This window comes from Taklimakanibacter albus, assembly GCF_016595235.1.
In the GTDB taxonomy this organism is placed as follows: domain Bacteria; phylum Pseudomonadota; class Alphaproteobacteria; order Rhizobiales; family Aestuariivirgaceae; genus Taklimakanibacter; species Taklimakanibacter albus.
Window position 1 is genome coordinate 1,068,905 of sequence record NZ_JAENHL010000007.1, and the last position, 22,354, is coordinate 1,091,258.

The following is a 22,354-nucleotide window of genomic DNA, read 5'->3' on the forward strand; positions in this document are numbered from 1 at the left end:
TTGACTCGTCCGTCATTCCGGCGCCTAATCTCATGCATGGGGCGAAGCGATCACCCCACAAGGCGACATGCCGAAGCATCGCGTCCAGGAACCTTAATCTCCTCCGGAGGACGCTTATGCCATCTCCCAACACGATCACCGTGGACAAACTCGCCCGTCTCGTGGGCCTGCCCAAATGCCCGCATCTCATCGATGTCCGCACCGATGAGGATTTCGCCGCCGACCCACGCCTGATCCCCGGCTCGGTCTGGCGCCCGCATCCTCTGGCCGAAAGCTGGGGGTCGGAGCTTTCCGGCAATTCGGCCATCGTCATCTGCCAGAAGGGGCTGAAGCTCAGCCACGGCACCGCCGCCTGGCTCCGCCATCTCGGCAAGGAGGCCAATGTTCTCGAAGGCGGCTTCGAGGCCTGGGAGGCGGCCCGCCTGCCCCTGGTGCCGGACGCCAAGCTGCCGCGCCGCGACGACAAGGGCCGCACCGTCTGGGTGACAAGGGCGCGGCCCAAGATCGACCGCATCGCCTGCCCCTGGCTGATCCGCCGCTTCGTCGACCCCGAAGCCGTCTTCCTCTTCGTGGCGCCGAGCGAGGTCATTTTGGTCGGGGAGCGCTTCAAGGCGACACCCTTCGACATCGAGAATGTCTTCTGGAGTCATCGAAGTGACACATGCACCTTCGATACGATGATCGAGGAACTCGGATTGACGACCGAGCCGTTGAAGCGGCTTGCCTTGATCGTGCGCGGCGCCGACACCGCCAGGCTCGATCTGGCGCCCGAGGCGCCGGGCCTGCTCGCGGCCTCACTCGGGCTCTCCCGCATGTATGCCGACGACCTCGAGCAGCTCGATGCCGGACTGCTGCTCTATGATGCTTTCTATCGCTGGTGCCGGGACGCGACCGAGGAGACCCATAATTGGCCGACCAACAAGCCGAAGCCGTGAGACCCGCGAAAGCCGCATCATTCATGGATCGCAGAACCCCGAGCTTCGGCGAGGCGCTGGCCGTGTGGGCCAAGATCGGCATCCTCTCTTTCGGCGGACCCGCCGGCCAGATCGCCTTGATGCATCGCGTGCTCGTCGACGAGAAGAAGTGGATGGACGAGAAGCGTTATCTGGCGGCGCTCAATTTCTGCATGCTGCTGCCCGGCCCTGAGGCGATGCAACTCGCCACCTATGCCGGCTGGTCGCTGCATGGCTGGCGCGGCGGTCTCGCCGCCGGCACGCTCTTTGTGCTGCCCGGCGCGCTCGTCGTGCTCATCCTGTCGATGATCTATGCCGCCTTCGGCCAGGTGCCGGTAGTGGCAGCCTTGTTTTTCGGCATCAAGGCGGCGGTGCTGGCAATCGTCATCGAAGCGCTGCTGCGGGTGGCGAAGCGGGCTCTCAAACATGCGAGCGACTGGTGGATTGCCGGTCTGGCTTTCCTGGCGCTTTATGTCTTCGCCATACCCTTCCCGCTGATCATCCTGGCCGCGGCGCTTTTCGGCTTCTTCCGCGTGAGCACGGCGGCGCCTGAAACGGCGGTGACGACGACACCAGTTCCCTGGCGCCAGACGGCATCCACCCTGGCGCTCTGGCTTGCTCTATGGCTCGTGCCGCTGGGCCTCATCATCCTGTGCTTCGGCCGCGATCACGTCTTCGCGCAGACCGCTCTGTTCTTCTCCAAGCTGGCGGTCGTCACCTTTGGCGGCGCCTATGCAGTGTTGAGCTACATGGCGCAGCAGGCGGTCGAAAATTTCGGCTGGCTCACGGCGCCGCAGATGATCGACGGGCTGGGCCTTGCCGAGACGACGCCCGGCCCCTTGATCCTCGTCACCGAATTCGTCGGCTACATGGCGGGCTACCGCAATGCCGGCGGCATGTGGGGCGGCATCGCCGCGGCGCTCATCACTCTCTGGATGACTTTCACACCCTGCTTCCTGTGGATCATGGCGGGAGCGCCCTATATCGAGCGCCTCCACAACATGCCGCGTCTGTCGGGCGCGCTCGCCGCCGTCACCGCCGCGGTCGTCGGCGTCATCCTCAATCTGACCGTGTGGTTCGCGCTGCATGTGCTCTTCGCCACGCTGACGCGGACGCGATTCGGTCTCGTGCCCGAGTTTTCAAGTCTCGATCCCGCAGCACTGAGCCTATCCGTGATTGCGGCGATCGCACTTTTCGCCTTCCATCGAGGCATCATCCGCACCTTGCTTCTCACCGCGATCCTCGGCCTTGCGTGGAAAAGCTTGTTCTGAGGTGTCTTTTTTTGAATCTACCTCATTAATTTCTTGCGATCGCCACTTACCTTGCATCAAATATGCAACGGGCGGCGTGTGATTGGGGGGATTCTCATCATTTCGCTGAAATGAAAACGAGCGGCATCGACGCGCCTCGCGCGGAGATTGCAGCTTGAGCGAAGGGATGAGAGATGCGTACTTTGTCGAAGCGCTTCCGGCGCGATCTCGTGGCCACCACGGCATTGACGATCGCAACCGCACTATGGAGCGCCGACACCGCGCACGCCGCGGTCTATTTCGCCTCGACGGCCGATGAGCTCGCCGACGCGATCACCAGCGCCAATGCCAATCCCGGCAACGATGTGATCACGCTCACCGGCAACATCAATCTCAACACCCTCACTCCAGCCTCGGACGGACTGAAGTTCCTGCCGGCCATCGGCAACACGGACGGCAGCAGCGGTGGCCTTGCCATCGATCTCGGCGGCAATACGATTTCCGGCAACGACACGACGCGCGTCTTCTTCGCCAATAAGGGCGATCTCACGATATCGAACGGCACCATCGCCGACGGCTTGGCGCAGGGCGGCAATGGCGGCTACGGCGATGACGGCGCGGGCGGCGGCGGCATGGGTGCGGGTGGTGCGCTTTACGTGCGCTCGGGCGCCAATGTCACGGTTGACGGCGTCAGCTTCACGGACAACCAGGCCAAAGGCGGTAATAGCGGCACCTCTGGTCCGGCTGACAAGATATCCGGCGGCGGCGGCGGCGGCCTTGGTGGCAATGGCGGCGCGGCAAATGACAGCGGCGGCAGCGGCGGCGGCGGCGGCGCATTCGCCAATGGCAATAATGGCATTCTTGGCGACGGTATCAATCCGAGCAGTTTTGTCGGCGGTGCCGGTGGCGGCCCCAATGGCGGAGCCGGCACTGCCAACAACAATGCCGGCAGCGGCGGTGATCTTTCCGGCGGCGGCGCCAGCGGTGGCTCCACCTCCACCGCAAACGGATTCAACGGCGGCGCCGGTGGTTACGGCGGCGGCGGCGGCGGCACATCGAGCAAGAACGCTGCGGGCGGCGCCGGCGGCTATGGCGGCGGCGGCGGCGGCGCCGGCAACTTCAACACGCCCGGTGGTGCCGGTGGCTTCGGCGGCGGCGGCGGCGGTGGTTATCAGGGATCCGGCGCGGGCGGCTTCGGCGGCGGCAATGGCGGCACCAGCGACAATGCCGGCGGCGGCGGCGGCGCGGGCTTCGGTGGTGCGATCTTCGTGCAGGACGGCGGCTCGCTGAGCATCGCCGGCTCCGGCACGATATCGGGCGGGAGCGTGACAGGCGGCACGGGCGGCCACAGTGCCGGCAACGGCATGGCGCGCGGCACCGGTATCTTCCTGCAGAATGCCGGCCTGACCTTCGCACCCGGCGACGGCCAGACCCAGACCGTCAGCGACGTCATCGCCGATGACACCGGCAATGGCGGCAGCGCCGGCAAGCTTACCAAAGATGGCGCCGGCACGCTGATCCTCAGCGCCGCCAATACCTATTCCGGCGGCACGACAATCAAGGACGGCGTGCTGCAGGTCGCCGCCGATAATAATCTCGGCGCCGCGACAGGCGGCATCATCATCCAGGACGGCACCTTGCGCGCCACGACGGGCTTCACCAGCGCCCGTTCAGTCGAACTGACCGGCGCTGCCGGCATTGAAGCGCAAGCCGGCGAGCTCGAGCTCACCGGTATTGTCAGCGGCGCGGGATCGCTTACCAAGACTGGCGCCGGCACGCTGATCCTCACGGGCGTGAATACCTATGAAGATGGCACGACGATCAGCGAAGGCGTTCTCGAGATCGCCAGCGACGGCAATCTCGGCGCCGTGACCGGCGGCCTCGCCATCGGCGACGCCACGTTGCGCACGGCCGCCGGCTTCACCAGCAACCGCGCCGTCGAGCTGACGGGCGAAGCCGAGATCGAAACCGAAACCGGCGATCTCGAGCTCACCGGCGTCGTCAGCGGCGCAGGTTCGCTGACCAAGAGCGGCATCGGCACGCTGACGCTCACCGGCACCAACACATACGAAGGCGGCACGACGATCGCCGAAGGTGTCCTTGAGATCGGCGCCGACGGCAATCTTGGCGACACGACTGGCGGCCTCGCCATCGGCGACGCCACGTTGCGCACGACCGCCGGCTTCACCAGCAACCGCGCCGTCGACTTGACGGGCGAGGCCGAGATCGAAACCGAGACCGGTGAATTCGAGATTGCCGGCGCCATTACCGGCGAAGGCTCGCTGACCAAGACAGGCACCGGCACGCTCAAGCTGTCCGGCGCCAATGACTATGCCGGTGGCACTACAGTCTCGGAAGGCACGCTGATCGGTGACACGGCGAGCCTGAAAGGCGCCATCCTCAACGAAGCCGATCTCGTCTTCGACCAGGCCGATACCGGCACCTATGCGGGTGCGCTCACCGGCACCGGCCTCATCACCAAGCAGGGCGCGGGCACGCTGATCTGGAGCGGCAGCAATGCCGCTTATGACGGCGACACCAAGGTCACCGCCGGCACGCTCCGCGTGAACAGCGAGCTCGGCGGCACGATGAAGGTCGAGGGTGGCCGGCTCGAAGGCTCGGGCACGCTCGGCAAGACGACCATTGCCGTAAGCGGCACCCATGCGGTGGGCGACGGGCTCGGCAACCAGACCGTCAAGGGCGATTATCTCAATCACGGCACGCTCGAGATCGCGGCGACGCCGACCAGTTCTGACAAGCTCATCGTCGAAGGTTCGGTCGACATCAATGGCGCCACGCTCAAGCTCGACCTGTCACCGGTGACGCTTAACAGCTGGAGCTTGTTCAACGGTCCCTTCGTCATCATCCAGAATGACGGCAGCGACGCGGTCGCAGGCGAGTTCGCAACGATCACCCAGAACCTGATCTTCCTCGATCCGACGCTGAGCTATACGGGCGGCAGCGGCAATGACGTGACGCTCGAGCTGTCGCGCAACCAGACCGGCTTCGCCGATATTGGCGGGAGTCCCAACCAGGCCGCGGCAGGCAATGCCATCGAAACGCTGACCAATGCCAGCGCCGTCTGGCGGGCGCTGGCTCTTTCGGCCGGCGAAGATGAGGCGCGCGCTCTACTCGACGCGCTGTCGGGAGAAGTCCATGCCTCCCTCGCCGGCATGTTCACGCAGGACAGCCGCTTCTGGCGCAATGCCGCCAATGACCGTCTGCGCTCCGCCTTCGGCAGCGTCGCCGCCACCGGCCAGCAGGTCATGGGTTTCAGCGCCACCGGCCTTGGCAATGCGCCGGCCGACACCCAGGGCCTCGCTCTGTGGACGCGCGGCTTCGGCGCCTGGAGCGAGACCAAGAGCGACGGCAATGCCTCGGAATTCACCCGCAATGCCGGCGGCTTCCTCGCCGGCGCCGACATGGCCGTTGCCGACACCGTCCGCCTCGGCGCGCTCGCCGGCTATGCCCAGTCGAGCTTCGATGACGACCGCAATTCATCGGGCGACGCCGACAGCTATCAGATCGGCCTCTATGGCGGCACGCAGGCGGGAGCCTTTGGCCTCCGCGCTGGCCTTGCCTATGCCTGGCACGATATCGACACCGAGCGCCATGCCATGGGCGACAAGCTGACCGCCGACTATGATGCGGGCACAGTGCAGGTCTTCGGCGAGGCGGGTTATGCCTTCGATCTCGACAGCATTCGCCTCGAGCCCTTCGCCAATGCCGCTTATATCTCGACCCATACGGGTGGCTTCGAGGAGCATGGCGGCCCGGCGGCGCTCAAGAGCGACGCCGAGACCAACGACAACACGTTCACCACGCTGGGCCTGCGCGCCGCGCTGGGCTTCGAGCTGGGTTCCATGCCGGCATCGTTCCGTGCCATGGCCGGTTGGCGGCATGCCTTCGGCGACGTGCAGCCGGAAACGACGCTCGCCTTCGAGGGCTCGGAGGATTTCGTGATCACCGGCGCCCCGATCGCGCGCGATGCGGCGGTGCTGGAAGCGGGCTTCGATCTCTCGATCGCCGCCGACGCCACGCTCGGCTTCGCTTACAGCGGCGAGATCGCCAAGGATGCCGAGGATCACGGCCTCAATGCCACGCTGGCGGTGAGCTTCTAGCGCGGAAGTTTGCGCCGCGCGGTAGACCGGTTATAGAAGAGCCATGGCCAGACCGGCCATGGAGACGCAGCTTCTATGCCCAAGCACCAGCACAAATCGCATCCCGACATCGTCAAGCGCCTGCGCCGGGTCGAGGGCCAGATCCGCAGCATCGCAGCGATGATCGAGGACGGACGCGGCTGCCTCGACGTTGCCCAGCAGCTCGCCGCCGCCACCAGCGCGCTCACCGGCGCCAAGGACCATTTCATCCGCGACCATATCGACCACTGCCTGGTCACCGCCGCCGGCAGCACCGGCCGCACCCAGCTCAACGAACTCAAGGCGATCACGAAGTTTTTGTGAGCGGAGACTCCTCCCTCCACCGCGCGAAGCGCGGGGAGGGAGAGGCACGGTCGCTTGCCATCATACTATACTGGGGGATAGTATACTCCCTCCATGCTCGAAATCCTCAAGCACCGTACCTATCGCCATCTCTTTCTGGCCCAGCTGATCGCCCTTATCGGCACCGGGCTGGCGACCGTGGCGCTGGGGCTGCTCGCTTATGAGTTGGCGGGCGCCGATGCGGGCTCGGTATTGGGCACCGCGCTCGCCATCAAGATGATCGCTTTCGTCGCGATAGCGCCGGTCGCCGCCGCTTTCGCCGAAAGGGTGCCGCGCCGGGCCATGCTGATTTCACTCGACCTGGTGCGCGCCGGCGTTGCCGTCCTCCTGCCTTTCGTCACCCAGGTCTGGCAGGTCTATGTGCTGATCTTCGTCCTGCAGGCGGCATCGGCCGGCTTCACCCCGGCCTTCCAGGCGACCATTCCGGACGTCCTGCCGGACGAGAAGCAATATACGCGCGCTCTGTCACTGTCGCGCCTCGCCTATGATCTCGAAAGCGCGCTCAGCCCCATGCTGGCGGCCGCCCTCCTCACCCTGATCAGCTTTCACAGCCTGTTCGCCGGTACGGTCTTCGGCTTCCTCGCTTCCGCCGCCCTCGTTCTGACCGTCACGCTGCCGAGCCCCAAACCCAACACGGCGCGCGGAATCTATGAGCGCACCACGCGCGGCTTGCGCATCTATCTGGCGACGCCGCGCCTGCGCGGGCTGCTCGCCCTCAATCTCGCCATCGCCGCCGCGAGCGCCATGGTGATCGTCAATACCGTCGTGCTGGTGCAGGCAGACTTCGGCCTGGGGCAGCGCGAGACGGCCCTCGCGCTCACCGCCTATGGCGCGGGCTCGATGACGGCGGCCCTCGGCCTGCCGCGCCTTCTCGACAAATTTTCCGACCGCCAGGCGATGCTGGCCGGAACCACCACCCTGGTGGCAGGCCTGCTGCTCGGCGCGGCCGTCGCCAGCTATGGCGTCCTTCTCATCTTGTGGTTCGCGCTCGGCCTCGGCTATTCCCTGGCCATGACGCCGGCGGGCCGTCTCTTGCGCCGGTCGTCGCAACCCGAGGACCGCCCCGCGTTGTTCGCCGCTCAATTCGCTCTGTCGCATGCCTGCTGGCTCATCACCTATCCGCTGTCCGGCTGGCTCGGCGCGGAAATGGGCCTTGCCCCCACCTTCATCGCGCTGGGCGTGATCGGCGCTGTCGCGGTGATCATCGCCAGCCGGGTATGGCCGGCCGATGATCCCGACGAGATCGAGCATGTCCATGCGACGCTGGCACCTGACCACCCGCATCTGGCCGGTGGGAACAAGCGCCACCGCCATGCCTTCGTGATCGACAGCCATCACCCGGAATGGCCGAACGCCCCGGCGCTGCGCTGAGCGATGGCCGATCTCGCCGTCTATGCCGGCCTGTTCCTTACCGCTTTCGTGGCGGCGACGATCCTGCCGATGCAATCGGAGGCGGCGCTTGTCGGGCTTCTCCTCCTCGACGCGCAGCCGGCCTGGCTGCTCGTCACCGTCGCCAGTATCGGCAATGTGCTGGGCTCCGTCGTCAACTGGCTGCTCGGCCGCTTCATCGAGCGTTATCGCGATCGCCGCTGGTTCCCGGTGAGGCCGGCGGCGCTCGATCGCGCCGGCGCCTGGTATCGCCGTTATGGCAAATGGTCTCTGCTCCTCAGCTGGCTGCCCATTATCGGCGATCCGCTGACCGTTGCCGCGGGTGTTCTGCGCGAGCCCTTCCCGGTCTTTCTGTTCCTCGTCGCGCTCGCCAAGATCGGCCGTTACCTCGTGCTGACGATCGCCACACTGGGCCTCGCCGGATAAGTTAGATTACTAACATAATTTCCGCGAGCCGATTGACACGATGTTAGAAGAATAACATAGTGGCTGCGCCTAAGGGGCATGAAGCCCCAAACAATAAACATCGAGGAACGCCATGTTCATCCCGAAAAGCCTGTTCACCGGCGCGATCCTGCTCGGCCTCGCCGGCGCCCTCTCTTTCAGCGCTTCCGCCGAAGCGATCCGCATCGTCTCGCCCTATCCGACCACCACGCTCGACCCGATGCGCTCGGCCGGCGCCGGCAATATCGAGACCTACGGGCTTCTCTATTCGCGCCTCCTTCGCCGCAACACCGAGACGGGCGCGCTCGAAGCGGGCCTCGCCGAGAGCTGGGAGGCCTCAGCCGACGGTCTCACCTACACGTTCAAGCTACGCGATGCGAAATTCTCCGACGGGTCGGCCATCACCGCCGATGACGTCGCTTTCAGCCTCGAGCGCGTGCGCACCGACAAGCGCTCGGCCTATCCGGGTCCGCTCGGCGCCGTCGACAGCGTCGCCGCCTCGGATGCCAAGACCGTCGTGGTGAAGCTCAAATCGCCCTTCGCGCCCTTCCTCGGCAATGTCGAGATCTGGAACATGGGCATCGTATCGAAGAAGGATGTCGAAGCGCGCGGCGAAGAGAAGGCCTTCACCGAGAAGCCGCTGACCTCGGGGCCCTATGTGGTCAAGGAATGGCGCGCCAATGAGGCCCTCACCCTCGACCCCAATCCGAATTACTGGCGCACCGGATATCCCAAGAGCCCCGACAGCGTGGTGCTGCAGGAAGTCGCCGCCGCCGATGCGCGTATCTCAATGCTGAAGGCGGGCGAGACCGACGCGGTGCGCTCGGTGCCGTGGTCGCAGGTCGCGACCATGAAGGCGGAAGAGAATATCGATATGCGCCTCGAGCCCTCGACGACCATCTGGATCACGCTCCTCAATCATCGCCGCGAGCCCTTCTCCAACGCCAAGGCGCGCCTCGCTGCAGCACAAGCGATCGACAACAAGATGCTGACCCAGGCGGTGACGCAGGGCTTCGCCACCGCCGCCAATACGACGCTGCCGGGCGCGGTCGACTTCCACGACAAGTCTTATCCCGGCATCGCCTATGATCCCGTCAAGGCCAAGGCGCTGCTCGAGGAATCAGGCATGGTCGGCAAGGAAGTGAAGATCCTGGTGGCCGCCGACCCGGCGCAGCAGCAGATGGCGCTGCTGCTCCAGGCGCAGTGGCAGGCGATCGGCCTCAAGCCCAAGATCGAGACCGTCGATGGCGGCGCCTGGTGGGAAGCGATCCCCAAGGGCGAGTATGACGCGACCCCCAATTGGTGGTTCAACGAGACGCCCGATCCCGATCTCGCGGTGCGCTGGGCAGTCTGCGGCTCCTGCGGCTCGCATTCCTATTACACTTATTACGAAAACAAGAAGGTGGACGAGCTGGTCGACGCCGGCACGCGCGAGATGGACCCCGGCAAGCGCGCCGAGATCTACAAGGAAATCCAGGCGATCTCGACCGGAGAAGTGGCGCAGATCCCGCTCTTCTACGCGCCCAACACGGTGGCCTACAGCAAGAAGCTGAAGGGCCTCAAGCTGACGCCGTCGCTGCAATGGACACTGGAAGAAACGACGATCGAGAAGTGATGCGCGTTTACTGACAAAACATTCCCCTTCTCCCGCGCGGCACGCGTGGGAGAAGGTGGCCGAAGGCCGGATGAGGGCTCTTTCTCGAAACAAACGAGACTTTCGACGGCTCTCATCTCGACGAACGAAGAGCCCTCACCCGCCCTTCGGGCACCCTCTCCCATCCTGCGGACGGGAGAGGGGGAATATTCGGATAAATGATCGACAGCCCAAATGGATCTCCCTTGTCGCATCTCCGTTCCATTCTGAACCGCCTGCTGCAGCTGATCCCGGTGCTCATCGGCATCAGCGTCATCTCGTTTCTGCTCTTGCGGCTGGCGCCGGGCGATCCGGTGCGGCTTCTCGTCGGCGACCGGGCGAGCCCGGAGACGATCGCGGCGGTGCGCCAGCAATATGGTCTCGATCTGCCGTTGCCGCTGCAATTCCTGCGCTATGTATCCAATGTGCTGCAGGGCGATCTCGGCCTCTCCTTGCGCTTCCAGCGCCCGGTCGCCGAGCTCATCGGACAGTTCATGGGCCCGACCTTGTTCCTCGCCGCTTATGTCGTCGTCCTCACCGTGCCGCCAACTCTGCTCCTGGCGGTCGCCGCCGCGAAACGTCCCGGCGGCTTCATCGATCAATTGATCCGCTTCCTCGGCATCATGGGCCTCGCCATTCCAGTCTTCTGGCTCGGCATCATGATGGCGCGGTTCTTTGGCGCCGAGCTCGGCTGGTTTCCGGTCTCAGGCTACGGCCAGACTTTCACCGCGCATCTGCATCACCTGTTTCTGCCGGCGGTTTCGATTTCGATCTGGCTCATCCCGGTGCTGACCCAGAGCCTGCGTCAGGCCCTCATCGAAAAATCGGCAGCGGACTTCATCACCGCGGCGCGCGCCCAAGGGGCGAGCGAGCGTGAGATCTTCTGGCGCCATATGCTGCCCAATGCCATCCTGCCGACCTTCAATCTCCTGGGCGTGATGGTCGCCCTCATCATCGGCAGCACCGTGATCGTCGAGACCGTCTATGCGGTCCCAGGGCTCGGGCGGCTGCTGATCGCTGCTCTGATGGGACGTGATTATTATGTCGTGCAGGGTCTCACCCTCGTCTTTGCGCTGGTCACCGTGGCCATCACCCTCATCGTCGATATCATCTCGACCTTCATCGATCCCAGGGTGGAGCTGTGACGGCGGCGGAAAATCAAGTGGCCGCGCCCGACCGGCGGAACTGGCGCCTCGTCGGCAGCGGCTTCGTCGCTCTGCTCATTCTCGGCGGCTGGATTTTCGCCGCGCTCTTCGCGCCCTGGGTCGCGCCCTATGATCCCGACGCCATCGACATGTTGACCTTGCTGGGCGCCCCCAGCGCCAGCCATTGGTTCGGCACCGATCAGGTCGGCCGCGACATCCTCTCGCGTGTCATTTACGGCGCGCGCATCGATCTCCTGATGTGCGCGCTGGGCGTCCTGCCGCCGCTGATCATCGGCACCACGGTCGGCCTGCTGTCCGGTTACTTCCGCGGCCTCACCGATCAAGTCTTCATGCGTGTCTACGATATCACCGTCGCTTTTCCCTTCTTCGTCCTCGTGCTCGCCATCGTCGGCCTCTTGGGCCCGGGTCTCACCAATTACTTCATTGCCCTCGCCATCGTCGGCTGGGTCACCTATGCGCGGCTGGTGCGCGCCGAGGTGCTGGTGCTGCGCGAGAGCGAATATGTGCTCGCCGCCAAAGTCTTGGGCTTCTCCAAACGCGTCATCCTGCTCAACCATGTGCTGCCCAATGCGCTGTCGCCCGTCATCACCTATGCGGTGAGCGACGCGGTACTGGTCATGCTGGCAGGCGCCAGCCTCGGCTTCCTCGGCATGGGCGCGCAGCCGCCGACCGCCGAATGGGGTGTGATGATCGCCGACGGCCAATCCTTCATCGACCAGGCCTGGTGGATCTGCTTCTTCCCCGGTGCCGCGGCGATCTCACTGGGCCTCGGCCTCGCTTTTCTCGGCGATGCGCTGGCGCAATTGCGCCGGCCGGTGAGGAGCTGACCATGGCGCGATTGCTCGAGGTCAAGGATCTCACCGTGCGTTTCGGCGAGACGACCGCGGTGCGCAATGTCTCGCTCCGTGTCGATCAGGGCGAGGTGCTCGGCATCGTCGGTGAATCAGGCTCAGGCAAGTCGGTGACCTGCCGGGCCTTCATGCGCCTCCTGCCGCCTTCCGCCGCGGTCACCGGTGATGTGTCATTCGACGGCCAGTCGATCTCGGCCATGAGCACGCAAGATCTGCGCCGGATCCGTGGCCGCGATATCGGCATGATCTTCCAGAATCCGGCCTCTCATCTCGATCCCCTGCTGCGCATCGGCGCGCAGATCGCCGAACCGATCCGCCGGCATCTGGCGACCGGCCAGGCAGCCGCTAACGCCCAGGCGGTGGATCTGCTGCGCCAGGTCGGCATCACCGAGCCGACGCAGCGGGCACAGGCCTACCCTCACGAATTCTCCGGCGGCATGAAGCAACGCGCCATGATCGCCACCGCCATCGGCTGCGGACCAAAACTTCTGATCGCTGATGAGCCCACCACCGCCCTCGACGTGACCGTCCAGGCGCGCATCCTCGACTTGCTCCGCCATCTCAACCGGAATAATGGTCTCTCGATCGTGCTGATCTCGCATGATCTGGGCGTAATCGCGCAGAATTGCAGCCGTATCATCGTGATGCGCCAGGGCGAGATCGTCGAGCAAGGCTCGACCCGTGAAATTATCGAAGCGCCGAAGCATCCCTATACGCGGCTGCTTCTCGACTCGCAGCCGTCCCGCAGCAAGGCCAGCAGCTCACTTATCTCTTCCGGTTCGACACGGCCTCTGCTCACAGTGAAGAACCTCACCGTCACCTTCCCGAAGCGGCGTGATCTTGTCAGCCGATTCACGGGCAAAGACACCGAACCCTTCCGGGCGCTCGACAGAGTGAGTCTCACCGTCGAGGCCGGCGAAACGGTCGGCATTGTGGGCGAGTCCGGTTCAGGCAAGAGCACGCTGGCGCGCGCCATTGTCCGACTCGTAACGCCGGCCGCGGGCGAGATCGTCTTCGACGGCAAAGAGGCTTCCACTGATGGCGCCTTCCGCCGCGCCGTCCAGATGGTTTTCCAGAACCCTTACGACTCGCTCAATCCCCGCCTCAAGGTGAAGGAAGCGATCGCCGAGCCGATCCGGCGTCACCGTCTGGCGGAAGGTGCGGAGATCGCGCGGCGCGTCGACGACCTCGCCGACAAGGTCGAATTGCCGCGCGCTTTGCTCGAGCGTTATCCGAGCCAGCTGTCGGGTGGGCAATGCCAGCGTGCCGGCCTCGCCCGCGCGCTCGCGGTCGAACCGCGTTTTCTCATCGCCGATGAAATCACCTCGGCGCTCGACGTCACGACCCAGGCGCAGATCCTGAAGCTGCTCGACCGTCTGCGCCGCGAGCGTGGCCTCACCATGCTTTATGTGTCGCATGATCTCTCGGTGGTGAGCGCCTTCTGCCAGCGTGTCTATGTGTTCAAGGCGGGACGAATCGTGGAAGAAGGTCCGGCGGCCAAGGTCATGCGCGAACCTGCCGATGCCTATACGAGGGAGCTCGTGCGATCCATTCCGCGGCTCGATGCGATAGAGGACTGACCATGTCCAGAAGCAAAAAGAACGAACCACGGAACTTCGACCTCAAGGCGATCCTGGCGCCGCGCCTCGAAAGCCTGTCGCAGTCGGAGCGCGCCCTTGCCACCCACATGCTGAGCAACGAGCATCTGCTGCCCTTCGAGACCGGCGCGAGCCTCGCCCAGACGACCGGGGTGAGCGAGATGACGGTATCGCGTTTCGTACGCAGCCTGGGCTTTGCGGGCTTGCGCGACTTGAAGGACCGGCTGCGCGGCAGCGTCCAGACCGATCCCGGCACGGTCGACGACATCCATGACCGTTTCCGGGTGCGCGGCGGCGAGCCCGAAAGCCTGAAGGGCAGCCTCGAGCTGGAGCTCGATGCGGTGCGCAAGGCCTATGCGTTGGCTGGCTCCGAACTTTGGGCCGAGGCGGTCGATGAGATCGCGCGGCGTGAGACGATTTTCGTCGTCGGCTTCCAGGCCTCGCAGGGTCTGGCGCTCGATTTCGCCAGCCGGCTGCTTTATGCGAGGCCCGACGTCTTCCATATCGACGACAACACCGGCACCTATACCGAGATCCTCACCGCCGATCCGAAGAAGAGCCTGCTCGTCCATGTCGACACTGCGGCCTATGCCACGCGGGGCGTGAAGCTGCTCGACCGGGTCAAACAGATGGGACTTCCGACCGTGATCGTGACCGACCGGTTCAGCCATTGGGCGGCCGGCTACACGAAATATGTCTTCGAAGGCCATACCCATGTGCAGACCTTCTTCGACTCGACCGCCGCTTTGAGCGTGCTGCTGAATCTTCTCACCAATGCTGTGGCGACGAGGCTCGGCGCCAAAGCCAAGAAACGCTTCGAGGTCATGCGCGATCTCGGCCGCCATTTCGACGAATTCGTCCGCGTGCCCAGACCGAAGAAGTGAGACCTCTTGCGTTGGCGCATGAAGGATTTTCCCCCTCGCCCGTGCGCAGCATGGGAGAGGGTGGCCGAAGGCCGGGTGAGGGCTCATTGTTCCACCTGAGCTTTGTGGCAGAATTGAACGCAAGATGGGAATTACCCAATCAAAGCGCCTCGATCAGGCGCGTCGCCTTCGCCGCGTTCAAACTCCGGCTGAAGCACGACTGTGGTCAGGCCTACGTGACCGAAGACTCCAGAACCACAAGTTCACTCGACAATATCCGATCGGCCCGTATACAGTGGACTTTCTCTGCCGCGAGGCTCGCCTCGTCGTTGAGGTCGATGGCGTAACGCATTCGACCGACGAAGAAATCGCCTATGACGATCGACGATCAGCTTATCTCGAACTACAAGGCTATCGGATTCTTCGCATATTGAACGATGATATCTATCGCCGTTTTGATGACGTCATGGATATGATTTTGCTGGCACTCGAAGGCACAGTTTCTCACGCCCAGTAAGAGCCCTCACCCGCCCTTCGGGCACCCTCTCCCATCCTTCGGACGGGAGAGGGGAAACACTGCAAGAGTGCCGCTCTCTTATTCATCCTCGAAGATCGTCAGCTTGCCGCAATCGCTGTCGGCGACGAAGATCGCCATGATCTCCGCGGGCTCGGTCGGGCTCGGATTGGCGACGTAGGTATGCAGCGTGCCCGGCGGCTCGAACCAGCTGCCGCCCGGACCGAATGTGCCGACGGGGTCGCTGTTCAACTGCGACTGCAGCGTGCCTTTGAGCACATAGGCGGTGACCGAGCCGGCATGACGATGGCTCGGCACCACGACGCCCGGAGGAAATTCGACGAGCGTCGTGGTGATGGATTTGCCCGGCACATTGGGCAGCTTCTCGCAGGATATCACCTGCTCGCGCGCGCGTGAGGGCGCCGCACTCTCTTCCACGCCCGTGCTCATCGCGATCGGACCATGACGGGAGAGCGCCGCCAAGCCCGCAATGACGATGAGGCCGGAAGCCAGCATCGCCAGTGCGGCGGGGTGGATGGCGCGCCCGGTCATTTGGCGGCCTCGGGCGTCGAGCGGAAGCCGATGGCGATGCGGTTGTAGAGATTCATGAGGCCGATCACGATGGTGAGATCGGCCACTTCCTTTTCGGTGAACGCGGCCGCCACCGCTGCATAGTCGGCATCGGGAATGCCGGTCTCGGCCACACGCGTCACCGTTTCGGCCCAGGCGAGAGCCGCCTGCTCACGCGCGTCGAAGAGCTTGCCGCCTTCGCGCCACGCCGGCACCAGCACCAGCTTCGCCACGTCGAGTCCGTGCTTCAGCAGGTCACGCGAATGCATGTCGATGCAATAGGCGCAGCCATTGATCTGCGAGACGCGCAGATTGACGAGATCGATGAGGGTCTGCGGCAGGCCGCTTTTGGCGACATAGTCGCGCGTGGCCCTGATGGCGGCCATGCCGGCGGGAGCGGCTTTCATATAATCGAGGCGGAGGGTCATGAGTGTCATTCCTGATGAGCTGTAATGTCGAGCTTGAGATGCGCTCTGGCAGGGCCAATAAAAAGCACCAAGAATGGCATAAACTGCTGTACCATCCGACCATGACCGATCCTTTCCTCCTGAGCCTCGACCGGAGCAGCGGCGCGCCGCTCACCCGCCAGATCCGGGATGGCATAGCGCTCGCCATCGGCGAAGGCCGGCTCAAGCCCGGTGCGCGCCTGCCGTCCTGGCGCGACCTCGCCGCCCAGCTCGGTGTGGCGCGCGGTACCGTGAGAGCGGCTTATGACGGCCTCGTCGATGCGCAGCTCATCGTCACCTCGGGCTCGGCCGGAACGCATGTCGCCGACTACCTGCCGGCCAAGCCGCCGGTTGAGAAAATCGAACCAACGGAGCGGTTCCCCGGATTGTTCGATCACTTCTCCACCGCACCCCTGCCCTTTCAGATGGGCGTGCCGGCGCAGGACGAGTTCCCGTTCAAGCTGTGGTCGCGCCTGATGGCGCGGGCGGCGCGCGAGACCGCCATCCTGCCCGCGAGTTATCCCGATCCCAAGGGTGAGCCGGAGCTGCGCCAGGAGATCGCCGCCTATCTCGCCATCGCGCGCGGCATCCGGGCGGCGCCGGCGCAGATCTTCATCACCAACGGCTTTTCCGGCGGATTGGGCTTCGTGCTGCGCGCGCTGGCGCTCGAGGGCAAGACCGTGTGGATGGAGGAGCCCGGCTATCCACTGTCGCGCCAGGCGCTGGAATTGGCCGGCGCTACCATCGTGCCGGTGCGCACCGATCAGGAGGGCCTCATCGTCGAAGACGGCATCCGTCAGGCGCCTGATGCGCAGGCGGCTCTGGTGACTCCCGACCAGCAGGCGCCGCTCGGCATGACCTTGTCGCTGGCGCGAAGGCGCGCTTTGCTCGACTGGGCGATGCGCGCGAATGCCTGGATCATCGAAGACGATTATCTGAGCGAGTTGCAGTTGAAGGGCCGTGCCACGCCGGCCCTCGCCGCCGTCGATCAGGCGGGGCGCGTCATCCATATCGGCACCTTCAGCAAGACGATCAGCCCGGCTTTGCGCCTGGGCTTCATCGTGGCGCCGGCCGAGCTCAGCTCACATTTCAAAGACGTCGCATCGGCACTGTCGCCGGCACCCGCTCCGCAGATCCAGCGCGCGGTCACCCTCTTCATGCGCGAGGGCCACTATATGCGCCATCTGCGCCGCATGAAGCGGCTCTATGCCGCCCGCCGCGATGTTCTGCGCGCCGCAATCAAAGGCGCGCTTGGCGGCACCGAAGCGATGGCGGGATTGGGCCTTCTGCTGCACCTGCCGGAAGGCACCGACGACCGGCGCATCGCCCGCGAGGCATTGACGCTGGGCATAAGTCCGAACGCTCTATCGACCTGGTACAAGGAGCCGCGCCCGAGCGATACCGGCCTTGTGCTCAGCGTGACCAACCTGCCGGACAAAAAGCGGCTCGCTTCTGCCCTTGCCGACCTCGAAAATCTGATCCGGCACGGATAGACATCAGTCCGGCAGCAATTCACGCGGGCGTAGGGGTCGCTTTCTCTTCATGGAGGGCGAAGGCGTAGTCGGCGATACGCGCCGCCGCTTCCTCGATCAGCGCGTCGGCGGCGCCCAGATTGACCCGCAGATAACCTTGTGCGCTGGCGCCGAAGTCATCCGAGGGCACAGTTGCCACGCGCTTTTCCCGGACCAGTCCCATCGCGAACTCATAGGCCGGAAGCCCGGAGCCGCTGACATCGAGCATCACGAACATGCCGCCCTCCGGCCAATGCGGCACCACGCCCGGGACATTCATGAGCCGGTCGCAGAACAACTGCCGCCGGCGCGCATAGGCTTCCTTGAGTTCGGGCATGCCGTCGGGCTGTGTTTCGAGCGCCACCACCGCGGCATCCTGGATGAAAGTCGGAATGCCGAAGGTGACCCAGGTGCTGACTCTCTCGGCTTGCCGGGCGAGCGCCAGGGGCGCCACCATCCAGCCGAGCCGCCAGCCCGCCATGGCATGCGATTTGGAAAGGCTGCCGATGGTGACGGTGCGATCGGCGATGTCGGCCAGGCTGCCGGCCGAGAAATGATGCCCTTCATAAACGATGCCGGCATAGACCTCATCCGACACGAGCCAGAGATCATGCTGCTTGCAGATGTCGCCGATCCGGCGCAGTTCGTCTTGGCGATAGACGGCGCCGGTCGGGTTGTTGGGCGTGGCGAGAAAGATAGCCCTGGTGCGCGGGGTGATGGCGGCGGCGATGGCGTCGACCTGCGGATGAAAGTCCTGCGCCGCCGGACTGGCGACGGTGACCATACGCGCGCCGGCGAGACCGAGCGTGCCCGGATAGGTCGAATAGAGCGGCTCGGGCACGATGACTTCATCACCGGGATCGAGAAGGCACAGGCTTGCGATGAGCAGCGCATTCTGCGCGCCGACCGTGACGATGACCTGCTCCGGTGCAATCTCCCGGCCGATCAGCCGGCTCTGCTGGCGCGCGATCGTGGCGCGCAACGGGTCATCGCCGGCGGGCGCGGTATAATAGGTACGCCCGCGCGCCAGGCTATCGGTGACAGCATCGACGGCCGCCTTGGGACTGGCGAAATCGCTGTCGCCCACCGTCAGGACGATGACCTCCTCGCCCTTTGCCATCATCTCCTCGGCGACGCTGTGAATGTCCCATGACGATCGCCCTGACGGGCTGGCCGGCCGTATCCGCGACGCAAAACGCATTATGGTGCTGCTCCTCTTGGCTAGCCCGACGGGCCTAGCTCCATTTCCAGAAATCGATGCCCTCTTTGCCGAGCGCGCGCGCGATCAGCATGCGATGCACCTCCGAGGCGCCATCGATGAGGCGGGCGGCGCGGGCATAGCGGTAGATCCAGTCGAGCACCGTGTCCTTGGAATAGCCTTTGGCGCCGAGGAGCTGAATGCCGGTATCGGCCGCCTTGTGCAACGTGTCGGCCGCGTGGATCTTCGCCATCGAGATGGCGCTCTGCGCCTTGTCGCCCTTGTCGAGCGCCCAGGCGGCTTTCATGGTGAGAAGACGGCCGACCTCAATGTCCTTGGCGACATCGCCCAGCATCATCTGCACTGACTCCCGCTCGGCGAGCTTGGTGCCGAAGGCCTGGCGCTCCGCCACATGCGCCTGCGCGATCTCGAGACATCTCTTGGCGAGGCCGAGCCAGCGCATGCAATGGGTGAGGCGCGCCGGCCCCAGGCGCAATTGTGTGAATTTGAGACCGTCGCCGTCCTCGAGCAGCCGGTTCTCCGCCGGTATTTCGAGGCCGTCGAGTTCGAGCTCGCAGACGCCGCCATGCTCCTGCGGCCCCATGATGTCGATACGCCGGACGATGCGCCAGCCCGGATCATCGCCATGATAGAGGAAGGCCGAGAGGCCATGCCGCGCGTCGTCCGATGTCCGCGCGATGAGAATGAAATGCCGCGCCGCGGCGGCGCCCGAGATGAACCATTTGCGACCGCTGATCACATAACGATCGTTCTTCTTTTCGGCGCGCGTCAGCATCATGCCGCCGGGATCCGAGCCCGAGCCCGGCGCCGGCTCCGTCATGGCGAAAGAAGACCGGACCTTTCCGTCAACGATCGGCTGCAGCCATTTGTCCTTCTGCGCGTCAGTGGCCAGCACCTTGTTGAGCACGCTCATATTGCCGTCATCGGGCGCGGCGCAATTGAGCGCCGCCGGCCCGAAGATCGAGTGATTGGCCTCCTCGTAAAGCGCCGCCCACCCGATGACCGGCAGGCCGAGCCCGCCCCGCTCTTTCGGCATTTGCGGCGCCCAGAGGCCGGCGGCCTTGGCCTTGGCGCGCAACTCGTCCAACCGGTCGAGCCGGATATTCTCGAACTCGTCATAGACGTCGGAACGGGCTTCGAGCGGCAGGACCTCGCCGCGGATGAAATCGCGGGTCCGGCGCCGGAGGCTCTCAATATCAGGGGGAAGTGTGAAATCCATGGGGCTGGCAAGGTGCCATGGATTTGCCACGCATTCTAGAGTATCAAATGGCCACCATGATCAGACATCCCCTCGTCGGCCTGCCCTCCGACACCTATGAAAACAGCCACCTCCTTTTCCATTCCCTCGGCGACAAATATGTGCGCGCCGTCTCTGACGTGGCGCAATGCCTGCCGGTGATGATCCCGGCCATTGCCGAGGCGATGGACCTTTCGGCGCTGCTCGACCATTTCGACGGCATCCTGATGACCGGCGCCGTCTCCAATGTGCACCCGCCGCATTATGGCTCGACGCCGACCGCCGATCACGAGCCCTATGACCATCACCGCGACCAACTCACCTTGAAGCTGATCCGCGCCGTGCTCGACCGCGGCATGCCGCTCTTCTGCATCTGCCGCGGCTTCCAGGAGCTCAATGTCGTCATGGGCGGCACGCTCGAGACCGAGGTGCAGCGCGGCGAAGGCCGGCTCGACCACCGCTCGCGCAAGGTCGAGGACATGGACGTCAAATATGGCCCGGTGCATCCGATCGCCATCACCCCGGGCGGCGTGCTGGAAGGCATGCTCGGCAAGAGCGAGACCCTGGTGAACAGCCTGCACCGCCAGGCGATCGCCAAGGTGGCGCCCGGCCTCAATGTCGAAGCGCGCGCGCCCGATGGCATCATCGAGGCCGTGTCGGTGAAGGGCGCCAAGGCCTTCGCTTTCGGAGCGCAATGGCATCCCGAATACAAGGCCGCCAACAATCCGGACTCGGTGAAGATGTTCAAGGCCTTCGGCGACGCCGTCCGCCTCCATGCGGCACGCCGCGTGAACGACAAGCTGGCGCGCGCGAGCTAAGCACTTCCCCTCACCCTGAGGTGCGAGCGAAGCGAGCCTCGAAGGGTTTGCTTCAGCACTCTCGCTTTCTCTTGAAGGATGCTTCGAGGGCCGCTTCGCGGCCACCTCAGCATGAGGGCAGATGACACGAGCTAAACCTCGCTGGTGAAATCCACCGCCGGCCCGCGCGAATAACCCGAGAAGCGCACATTCATGCCGCCTTCGATCGGCGAGCAGGCCATCGGGCCGATGAGCGCCGTACTTGCGCCGGGCATGGTGCAGAGCCGCAAGGTGCGGAATCCCTTCTCCGCCTTGTATTGCACACAGACGGCATCACCTTTGCGCGTCAGGCGCAGACGAACGGACTCCCCGACATCGACCTCGCGCGCGATCGCCCAATCGGAAAAAGCGCCTTGCGTATGGACCGAGCTTAGCGCCGCATGGCCATGGGCGAATTCGACGCCGGCCTTGATCCACTGGTCGGCGCTGATCCGCAGCATGAGGCCGGCCTGGTCATATTGCGCCTTGTAGCCTGCTGCGAAAACGACCTCTGCGGAGAAATCGCCCGTGACGGACTCGTGGTAGTAATGCCCGTTGTCATTGCGCCAGCCATTGAAGGTCCGCTGCCAGAAATCGGTCTTGTCGCCGGTGACGAAGGAAAGGTCCTTGCCGTCCACCCGCCATTGCGCAGGTTCGTTGAGCCATTGCATGAGGTAACTCCTATAGAAGTGCCGGCAGCTCGGTGAGCGATTTCACGAGGCGGGCGGGCTTGCCCGGGATCTTGTCAGGAGGCAGGCCGAAACGGTCGATGCGGACCACCTGGAAGCCGAATTGCGCCGCCGCCTGCGCATCCCAGCTATTGGCCGAGACGAAGCAGATGGCGGGCGCGTCATGGATGACGAATTTCTGCATCGCCAGGCGATAGACGCGCCGGCTCGGCTTGTAGATGCCGACATCTTCGACCGACAGAACCTCATCGAGGAGCTTGTCGATGCCGGCCGAGCGCACCGCCGCATCAAGCATCGACGGGCTGCCATTGGACAGGATGGCGGTGCGCATATTGCGCGATTTGAGCGCGCCCAGCGCTTCCCTGGCGTCGGGATAAGCGTCGAGCTTGAGATACAGCGCCAGGAGCTCGTCCTTGAGCCCCGGCTCGTCGATGCCGTGAAAGGCCAACGCATAATCGAGCGCGTCTCCGGTCACATGCCAGAAATCGGCATGGACGCCCATCAGGCTCCGGAGCCAGGAATATTCGAGCTGCTTCTGCCGCCAGAGTTGCGACAGGGCGTCGGCCTTCGCGCCGATCTCGGCGGCGAGCTTCTGCACCGGCGAATGCACGTCGAACAGCGTGCCATAGGCGTCGAAGACGCAGGCCCTGATGCCCTCCAGTTTCGCCATTATGACCGCTTCT

At 64.6% G+C, this 22,354-nt stretch carries 20 protein-coding genes; 14 read left to right on the top strand and 6 right to left on the bottom strand.

What is annotated here, in order from left to right:
* Window positions 1–116 precede the first annotated feature (116 nt).
* The 12 genes from JHL16_RS16700 (at window position 117) to JHL16_RS16755 (ending at window position 15,166) form a co-directional block, all read left to right on the top strand.
* A complete protein-coding gene (locus JHL16_RS16700; protein ID WP_200186011.1) occupies window positions 117–935 on the top strand; it encodes a chromate resistance protein ChrB domain-containing protein in 819 nt (272 codons plus the stop codon).
* A gap of 23 nt (window positions 936–958) precedes the next feature.
* Complete coding sequence (gene chrA / locus JHL16_RS16705; protein WP_200186012.1) at window positions 959–2,224, top strand: chromate efflux transporter; 1,266 nt, start codon at window positions 959–961, stop codon at window positions 2,222–2,224.
* 173 nt (window positions 2,225–2,397) lie between these two features.
* Window positions 2,398–6,324 carry an autotransporter domain-containing protein gene (locus JHL16_RS16710; protein WP_200186013.1) on the top strand — a complete coding sequence of 1,309 codons (3,927 nt, stop codon included), beginning with the start codon at window positions 2,398–2,400 and terminating at the stop codon, window positions 6,322–6,324.
* A 75-nt stretch (window positions 6,325–6,399) separates the two neighbouring features.
* On the top strand, window positions 6,400–6,666 hold the full coding sequence (locus JHL16_RS16715; RefSeq protein WP_200186014.1) for a metal-sensing transcriptional repressor: 267 nt from the start codon (window positions 6,400–6,402) through the stop codon (window positions 6,664–6,666).
* Window positions 6,667–6,759: 93 nt separating this feature from the next.
* On the top strand, window positions 6,760–8,076 hold the full coding sequence (locus tag JHL16_RS16720; RefSeq protein WP_200186015.1) for an MFS transporter: 1,317 nt from the start codon (window positions 6,760–6,762) through the stop codon (window positions 8,074–8,076).
* Between the two features lie 3 nt (window positions 8,077–8,079).
* Entirely contained in the window at window positions 8,080–8,520 is a 441-nt protein-coding gene (locus tag JHL16_RS16725) for a YqaA family protein (protein WP_200186016.1), read from the top strand.
* A gap of 112 nt (window positions 8,521–8,632) precedes the next feature.
* Window positions 8,633–10,153, top strand: a complete 1,521-nt coding sequence (locus tag JHL16_RS16730; RefSeq protein ID WP_200186017.1) for an ABC transporter substrate-binding protein — start codon at window positions 8,633–8,635, stop codon at window positions 10,151–10,153.
* Window positions 10,154–10,350: 197 nt separating this feature from the next.
* A complete protein-coding gene (locus tag JHL16_RS16735) occupies window positions 10,351–11,316 on the top strand; it encodes an ABC transporter permease (RefSeq protein ID WP_246770955.1) in 966 nt (321 codons plus the stop codon).
* A gap of 17 nt (window positions 11,317–11,333) precedes the next feature.
* The gene (locus tag JHL16_RS16740) at window positions 11,334–12,164 is read left to right on the top strand and encodes an ABC transporter permease (RefSeq protein WP_348647225.1); all 831 of its coding nucleotides are present in this window, start codon (window positions 11,334–11,336) and stop codon (window positions 12,162–12,164) included.
* 2 nt (window positions 12,165–12,166) lie between these two features.
* The gene (locus tag JHL16_RS16745) at window positions 12,167–13,768 is read left to right on the top strand and encodes a dipeptide ABC transporter ATP-binding protein (protein WP_200186018.1); all 1,602 of its coding nucleotides are present in this window, start codon (window positions 12,167–12,169) and stop codon (window positions 13,766–13,768) included.
* A 2-nt stretch (window positions 13,769–13,770) separates the two neighbouring features.
* On the top strand, window positions 13,771–14,670 hold the full coding sequence (locus JHL16_RS16750; protein ID WP_200186019.1) for a MurR/RpiR family transcriptional regulator: 900 nt from the start codon (window positions 13,771–13,773) through the stop codon (window positions 14,668–14,670).
* A 124-nt stretch (window positions 14,671–14,794) separates the two neighbouring features.
* Window positions 14,795–15,166 (top strand): endonuclease domain-containing protein, encoded by a 372-nt coding sequence (locus tag JHL16_RS16755; protein ID WP_200186020.1) that lies wholly within the window; start codon window positions 14,795–14,797, stop codon window positions 15,164–15,166.
* A 78-nt stretch (window positions 15,167–15,244) separates the two neighbouring features.
* Here the strand turns inward: JHL16_RS16755 and JHL16_RS16760 are convergent, their stop codons facing one another.
* Together JHL16_RS16760 and JHL16_RS16765 are read right to left on the bottom strand one after the other, a co-directional pair.
* Window positions 15,245–15,715, bottom strand: a complete 471-nt coding sequence (locus JHL16_RS16760) for a cupin domain-containing protein (protein WP_246770956.1) — start codon at window positions 15,713–15,715, stop codon at window positions 15,245–15,247.
* The gene (locus JHL16_RS16765; protein WP_200186021.1) at window positions 15,712–16,161 is read right to left on the bottom strand and encodes a carboxymuconolactone decarboxylase family protein; all 450 of its coding nucleotides are present in this window, start codon (window positions 16,159–16,161) and stop codon (window positions 15,712–15,714) included. The genes JHL16_RS16760 and JHL16_RS16765 overlap by 4 nt, the downstream gene beginning before the upstream one ends.
* 101 nt (window positions 16,162–16,262) lie before the next feature.
* Between JHL16_RS16765 and pdxR the strand changes: the two genes are divergently transcribed.
* A complete protein-coding gene (pdxR, locus tag JHL16_RS16770) occupies window positions 16,263–17,672 on the top strand; it encodes a MocR-like pyridoxine biosynthesis transcription factor PdxR (protein WP_246770957.1) in 1,410 nt (469 codons plus the stop codon).
* A 19-nt stretch (window positions 17,673–17,691) separates the two neighbouring features.
* Here the strand turns inward: pdxR and JHL16_RS16775 are convergent, their stop codons facing one another.
* Both JHL16_RS16775 and JHL16_RS16780 read right to left on the bottom strand, forming a co-directional pair.
* Window positions 17,692–18,891 carry a pyridoxal phosphate-dependent aminotransferase gene (locus JHL16_RS16775; RefSeq protein WP_200186022.1) on the bottom strand — a complete coding sequence of 400 codons (1,200 nt, stop codon included), beginning with the start codon at window positions 18,889–18,891 and terminating at the stop codon, window positions 17,692–17,694.
* Between the two features lie 34 nt (window positions 18,892–18,925).
* Window positions 18,926–20,128, bottom strand: a complete 1,203-nt coding sequence (locus JHL16_RS16780; RefSeq protein ID WP_200186023.1) for an acyl-CoA dehydrogenase family protein — start codon at window positions 20,126–20,128, stop codon at window positions 18,926–18,928.
* Between the two features lie 56 nt (window positions 20,129–20,184).
* Here JHL16_RS16780 and JHL16_RS16785 point away from each other — a divergent pair, with 56 nt between their 5' ends.
* Entirely contained in the window at window positions 20,185–20,964 is a 780-nt protein-coding gene (locus JHL16_RS16785) for a gamma-glutamyl-gamma-aminobutyrate hydrolase family protein (RefSeq protein ID WP_200186024.1), read from the top strand.
* A 131-nt stretch (window positions 20,965–21,095) separates the two neighbouring features.
* On the opposite strand, the gene JHL16_RS16790 is transcribed toward JHL16_RS16785, so the two are convergent.
* Together JHL16_RS16790 and JHL16_RS16795 are read right to left on the bottom strand one after the other, a co-directional pair.
* The gene (locus JHL16_RS16790; protein WP_200186025.1) at window positions 21,096–21,653 is read right to left on the bottom strand and encodes a DUF1349 domain-containing protein; all 558 of its coding nucleotides are present in this window, start codon (window positions 21,651–21,653) and stop codon (window positions 21,096–21,098) included.
* Between the two features lie 10 nt (window positions 21,654–21,663).
* Entirely contained in the window at window positions 21,664–22,341 is a 678-nt protein-coding gene (locus JHL16_RS16795; RefSeq protein ID WP_200186026.1) for a haloacid dehalogenase type II, read from the bottom strand.
* Between the last annotated feature and the right edge of the window lie 13 nt (window positions 22,342–22,354).

Excerpts from the sequence above, each read along its gene's own strand:
- JHL16_RS16700 (WP_200186011.1), top strand. The coding sequence starts at position 117 with ATGCCATCTCCCAACACGATCACCGTGGACAAACTCGCCCGTCTCGTG.
- chrA (WP_200186012.1), top strand. The coding sequence starts at position 959 with ATGGATCGCAGAACCCCGAGCTTCGGCGAGGCGCTGGCCGTGTGGGCC.
- JHL16_RS16710 (WP_200186013.1), top strand. The coding sequence starts at position 2,398 with ATGCGTACTTTGTCGAAGCGCTTCCGGCGCGATCTCGTGGCCACCACG.
- JHL16_RS16715 (WP_200186014.1), top strand. The coding sequence starts at position 6,400 with ATGCCCAAGCACCAGCACAAATCGCATCCCGACATCGTCAAGCGCCTG.
- JHL16_RS16720 (WP_200186015.1), top strand. The coding sequence starts at position 6,760 with ATGCTCGAAATCCTCAAGCACCGTACCTATCGCCATCTCTTTCTGGCC.
- JHL16_RS16725 (WP_200186016.1), top strand. The coding sequence starts at position 8,080 with ATGGCCGATCTCGCCGTCTATGCCGGCCTGTTCCTTACCGCTTTCGTG.
- JHL16_RS16730 (WP_200186017.1), top strand. The coding sequence starts at position 8,633 with ATGTTCATCCCGAAAAGCCTGTTCACCGGCGCGATCCTGCTCGGCCTC.
- JHL16_RS16735 (WP_246770955.1), top strand. The coding sequence starts at position 10,351 with ATGATCGACAGCCCAAATGGATCTCCCTTGTCGCATCTCCGTTCCATT.
- JHL16_RS16745 (WP_200186018.1), top strand. The coding sequence starts at position 12,167 with ATGGCGCGATTGCTCGAGGTCAAGGATCTCACCGTGCGTTTCGGCGAG.
- JHL16_RS16750 (WP_200186019.1), top strand. The coding sequence starts at position 13,771 with ATGTCCAGAAGCAAAAAGAACGAACCACGGAACTTCGACCTCAAGGCG.
- JHL16_RS16755 (WP_200186020.1), top strand. The coding sequence starts at position 14,795 with ATGGGAATTACCCAATCAAAGCGCCTCGATCAGGCGCGTCGCCTTCGC.
- JHL16_RS16760 (WP_246770956.1), bottom strand. The coding sequence starts at position 15,715 with ATGACCGGGCGCGCCATCCACCCCGCCGCACTGGCGATGCTGGCTTCC.
- JHL16_RS16765 (WP_200186021.1), bottom strand. The coding sequence starts at position 16,161 with ATGACCCTCCGCCTCGATTATATGAAAGCCGCTCCCGCCGGCATGGCC.
- pdxR (WP_246770957.1), top strand. The coding sequence starts at position 16,263 with ATGACCGATCCTTTCCTCCTGAGCCTCGACCGGAGCAGCGGCGCGCCG.
- JHL16_RS16775 (WP_200186022.1), bottom strand. The coding sequence starts at position 18,891 with ATGCGTTTTGCGTCGCGGATACGGCCGGCCAGCCCGTCAGGGCGATCG.
- JHL16_RS16780 (WP_200186023.1), bottom strand. The coding sequence starts at position 20,128 with ATGGATTTCACACTTCCCCCTGATATTGAGAGCCTCCGGCGCCGGACC.
- JHL16_RS16785 (WP_200186024.1), top strand. The coding sequence starts at position 20,185 with ATGATCAGACATCCCCTCGTCGGCCTGCCCTCCGACACCTATGAAAAC.
- JHL16_RS16790 (WP_200186025.1), bottom strand. The coding sequence starts at position 21,653 with ATGCAATGGCTCAACGAACCTGCGCAATGGCGGGTGGACGGCAAGGAC.
- JHL16_RS16795 (WP_200186026.1), bottom strand. The coding sequence starts at position 22,341 with ATGGCGAAACTGGAGGGCATCAGGGCCTGCGTCTTCGACGCCTATGGC.